Raw genomic sequence first — 2,986 nt, 5'->3', positions numbered from 1 at the left:
CGAAAAGAAAATTCCGTTTGTATTTTATTCACCGAAAGGTAGATTGGATAACTGATCACTTCAATCCGGCAGAAAATACAAAGGAGCATCGTTATGGCTGATCCAACCTATGTCCCGCCTCAGGTGTGGGAATGGAAACAGAAAAACGGCGGAAAATTTGCCAATACCAACCGTCCTGTTGCCGGGGCGACACATGAAAAAGCCCTGTCTGTGGGTAAACACCCATTGCAGCTTTACTCGCTGGGAACACCTAACGGTCAGAAAGTCACTATCATGCTTGAAGAACTGCTGGCTGCGGGGATCCGTGATGCGGAATATGATGCCTGGCTGATTGATATCGGCGAAGGTGACCAGTTTGGTTCCGGGTTTGTGGATATTAACCCGAACTCAAAAATCCCGGCATTGGTCGACAGAAGTGGCGCAGAGCCGGTACGGATCTTCGAATCCGGCGCAATCCTGACCTATCTGGCAGAAAAATTCTCTTTGTTCCTGCCGGAAACACAACCTGAACGGGCTGAAACACTGTCATGGCTGTTCTGGCAGATGGGATCTGCACCATTTGTCGGCGGCGGGTTTGGCCATTTCTATGCGTATGCACCGGAAAAATATGAATATCCGATTAACCGCTACGCGATGGAAACCAAACGCCAGCTGGATGTCCTGAACCGTCAGCTCAGTCAGCATGAATTTATTGCCGGCGATAATTACACTATTGCTGATATGGCTGCATGGCCATGGTACGGTGGGTTAGTGCTGGGTACGCTGTATAATGCGGCGACATTCCTGTCTGTCAGTGAATATCCGCATGTGATCCGCTGGGCGAAGCAGATAGCGGCACGTCCGGCTGTTCAGCGCGGACGCCGGGTTAACCGCAGCGGCGGAGAGCCGTCAGACCGGTTTATCCGCGAACGTCATAATGCGTCAGATCTGGACTGATATTTCACGTGTTCCCGGCAGAGCGTTTTCTGCCGGGAAACGTATCTGCATTATTAACGCGGTTCCGGTAATTTAAAGGCCGATACCATCTGCGAAAGCTGTTCGGCTTCTCTTCGCAGGATTTGCGTCCGTGAAGCAGCATCATCAATTAATGTGGCATTCTGCTGTACCGTGGTATCCATCTCTGAGACAGCCATCGTAACCTCGGCCAGCCCTTTGCTCTGCTCCTCACCGGCAACGCGGATATCACTCATCAGCTGTCTTACCTGCAACACATCCATCACCAGATCTGCCAGCGTTTCTCCGGCTTCATGCACCTGATTACTGCCGGTTTTGACATTCTGCACAGACTCATCAATCAGCGCCTTAATCTCCTGTGCTGCCTGTGCACTGCGCTGAGCCAGTGATCTGACTTCAGTCGCCACCACTGCAAAGCCTCGCCCGGAATCACCGGCACGCGCGGCCTCGACGGCGGCATTCAGTGCCAGAATATTGGTCTGGAATGCAATACTGTCGATCACTGACACGATTTCAACCATTCGTCCGGATGATGTACTAACGCTGTTCATTGTCGAAATCACATCACGCATCATATCTCCGCAGCGGCTCGCTGTTTGTGCAGTGGTTTCCGCCAGTTCATCGGCCTGATGGGTATTCTCACTGTTCTGACGTACCGTTACGTTCAGTTCTTCCATCGCGGAAGCACTCTGCTCCAGCGCAGCGGCCTGCTGTGTGACCCGTGCGGATAATTCGTTATTATTATCAGCAAGATTAACGGTATTTCCAGCCACAACAGAGCTGCTGCTGCGTACCGTGAGCAACATGGATGATATTTTATCGGCAAACAGATTAAATGCCTGTGAGATAGCGGAGATTTCATCGGCACCGCGAACTTCCATCCGCCGGGTCAGGTCGCCTTCCCCGTGAGCTATATTATCGAGGGCCTTACGGGTTTCATCGAGGCGGGTGATCAGACGGCGGACAACCAGCCAGGAGCCCAGCAACAGCAGTGCCATGATCGGCAGCAGGGCTTCCAGCACATCCTGCATCATCACTTTTGCCAGCCCGGTGATCCGGCTTTCCGGTGTGACAAGGCCGATGACCCATCCGGTATCGGCCATCGGGAACAGCATCACTTGTGAAGCGGTATTCAGTTGCCCGTCATTATCAATGCGGATACTGTCGATAGCGGATTGCTCAGAATGGGGTTGCTTCAGGCTTGCTGCCACCGGTGCCAGCCAGGCTGATTGTGCGGCCAGCTCATCAAATGTTTTGAATTGTTTACTGTCATCACCCGGAAAATAGATCAGCTGCCCCTGCCGATCTGTCACAAAGGCATAGCCTCCGGTGCTGTTGCCGTATTGCTGCATAATAGCGGCGATATTATCCAGACGGATATCCGTTGTCGCGACACCGGCAAATTTTCCGTCGGTTTTGTACGGCACACTGCAGGTCACCATATTCACACCGGAAACGGCATCACGGTAAACATCAGACCACAAGCAGCTCTCCGTGGATTGCTCACGGGCATTCCGGTACCAGCTTTCATTGTGATAATTACCGGCACCCTCTGTATTGTACTCATCAGAAAAAACCAGTTGCCCGGCCGGATTCCGTGCCCAGAAAAAGCTGCGTTTCTCAATTCCCGGGGTGAATGCCCCCGGCTCCGGCCAGATCCCGCCGCCGGTGATCAGGCTGTTGCTTTCAATCAGATTGGGCGGGATATAGCGGTACAGCGCCTCATCATTGGGCAGCACTTCCGCCAGGCGCGCCAAGCTGACGGTTTTTCCGTCTGTCTGAGATAAAATCGTGCTGACCCGGGATGTCAGGCCGCGTCCGGTTTCTTCAATTAATGCAGTATTAATTTCCACAACGCGGGGCTGACCCCGCCACAGCATAACAACAATGATAATGGCAGTAGTGACGGCCAGGAGCAGGATGCCCCCGATAGTCAGGCGGGTTGAAATGCGGGACGGATACCAGGACATACAAAACTCCCGAAACAAATAAGGGTATATTTGAGTTATCGGCGGTGTGACCTATATCTTTA

General features: G+C 52.6%; 2 protein-coding genes. One reads left to right on the top strand and one right to left on the bottom strand.

Annotated features, from left to right (window positions below; translation table 11 throughout):
• Window positions 1-93 precede the first annotated feature (93 nt).
• On the top strand, window positions 94-936 hold the full coding sequence (yghU, locus tag X965_RS18450; protein WP_036419697.1) for a glutathione-dependent disulfide-bond oxidoreductase: 843 nt from the start codon (window positions 94-96) through the stop codon (window positions 934-936).
• Window positions 937-989: 53 nt separating this feature from the next.
• Here yghU and X965_RS18445 read toward each other — a convergent pair whose 3' ends face one another.
• Window positions 990-2,924, bottom strand: a complete 1,935-nt coding sequence (locus tag X965_RS18445; protein WP_036419695.1) for a methyl-accepting chemotaxis protein — start codon at window positions 2,922-2,924, stop codon at window positions 990-992.
• Between the last annotated feature and the right edge of the window lie 62 nt (window positions 2,925-2,986).

The sequence above is a fragment of the Morganella sp. EGD-HP17 genome (genome assembly GCF_000512315.2).
In the GTDB taxonomy this organism is placed as follows: Bacteria; Pseudomonadota; Gammaproteobacteria; order Enterobacterales; family Enterobacteriaceae; genus Morganella; species Morganella morganii.
The sequence above is the reverse complement of the archived record's forward strand: the minus strand, read 5'-3'. Positions and strand labels throughout refer to the sequence as shown.

What these genes read in the sequence shown, in the direction of transcription:
- yghU (WP_036419697.1), top strand. Translation starts at nt 94, where the DNA reads ATGGCTGATCCAACCTATGTCCCGCCTCAGGTGTGGGAATGGAAACAG.
- X965_RS18445 (WP_036419695.1), bottom strand. Translation starts at nt 2,924, where the DNA reads ATGTCCTGGTATCCGTCCCGCATTTCAACCCGCCTGACTATCGGGGGC.